Raw genomic sequence first — 1416 nt, 5'->3', positions numbered from 1 at the left:
ACCGTTGGCACAACCCCAGAATTATGCGGATTAATCGTCTGACAAGCCGCCGCAAAAATACCGCTCATAATTAAAAGCCCGCGATCAAAAGGCGAAAACTCTTCCACGTGTTTTTCGTTATAAAGAAACTGCACTTCACGATCGGGTAAAAAGAGGGTTGCCAAATAATCTCCTTTTCCCTCGATGTCCACAGACCACCCCAAGCTTTTTAAAAGCGCTGTTGCACTTTCTATCGTGAGAATTTCATCATCATCATAACCGACAAAGGGTTCTTTTTCCTTTTCCTTTAGTTGCAAACGCCTCTCCTGCAGCACGGCTTCATCTTTCCAAAACTGCTGCGTTGCAAGATCATTTTCTTGAAGCACTCTTTCCAGCTCGCCTTTCACTTGGAAATTCATTTTCATCCGTTTAAAGACAGAGGTATAAAGAGCTAAAACAAGCATGATAATGATCATGCAAATAACAATAAATACCCAGAACTCGGGATCTAATAGAAATACGGCTATAGGATCAAAGTTCATGTTCCCCCCTCACTATTTACACAACCCGTGCGACAGAGAGCTTATGTGCTCTCGCACCGAGATTGCTTCTTCTAGTTTCTGAATATTTTTTTGCAACTCACCCGTCACTTTGGTGCGAAGCCGTAACATAACCGGAATAAAAATAATGACACAGACCGTTATGGCGACCGTTGTTTTAAAGAGAACGGCATGCACAACATATTGCCACCCTGTCAGCTGCCAATTTAATACACCTGGTATTTCTAGAACCATTCTCCAGATGACAATGAGAACCGCAATAGCAAAGATAATTTTATAATCCTTTGCTGAGAGCAACACTTGCTGGAGCGAAAAAGAATGCGCTCCTTTATGCGTTTCTTGCTCTGATGTCCAATTTTGCTCCTTCATGTATTCCCCTCTCACTCTTTGAAAAGACCCCGTGTGACAGAGAGCTTATTTGCTATCACACAGAGATTGCCTCTTCTCGTTTCTGGATCTTTTTTTCCAATTTACGCATTATGATGATGCAAAACCCAAATATCACCGAAATCAAGAAAAGTACACAGGTCGTTATGGCTTACGTCATAATAAAAACTATAATATTCCTGCTACCTTGCTACCCTCTTACCTTCCTCACATTGCAAACAATAAAGATTTTCAAACCGTACCAATCTATAAACAATAGTCACAATTCAGCTTTTTCTTCCCAAAAATTCTCTTATTTTCAAGAAAATCACCCTGCAACCCCACTTCAATAGAATTCATTTCAAAGCTTGAATGAACAAGGCTCATAAAAATACGAAAACAACCCATATACCGCGCGCCCCTACAAGCAAAACCGTTCCTTCCTCACGCCTCAAACGATAAAGTAAGTCCCAAGCACTCACTCTAGGCTCTAAACCCCAAGGGCTCTTAT

General features: G+C 41.2%; 1 protein-coding gene and 1 pseudogene. Both read right to left on the bottom strand.

Features of this window, described 5'->3' with window-relative positions; all coding sequences use genetic code 11:
- Window positions 1-521 (bottom strand): annotated as a pseudogene (locus tag ACFIL8_RS10270) (hypothetical protein); the annotation flags it as partial.
- A gap of 12 nt (window positions 522-533) precedes the next feature.
- Window positions 534-908, bottom strand: a complete 375-nt coding sequence (locus tag ACFIL8_RS10265; RefSeq protein ID WP_375689685.1) for a hypothetical protein — start codon at window positions 906-908, stop codon at window positions 534-536.
- Window positions 909-1416 lie beyond the last annotated feature (508 nt).

It is taken from the genome of Bartonella sp. AP57NXGY (assembly GCF_042195805.1).
GTDB lineage: Bacteria > Pseudomonadota > Alphaproteobacteria > Rhizobiales > Rhizobiaceae > Bartonella.
This window is presented reverse-complemented; position numbering and strand designations above follow the sequence as displayed.

Coding starts and splice junctions, on each gene's coding strand:
- ACFIL8_RS10265 (WP_375689685.1), bottom strand. CDS start 908: ATGAAGGAGCAAAATTGGACATCAGAGCAAGAAACGCATAAAGGAGCG.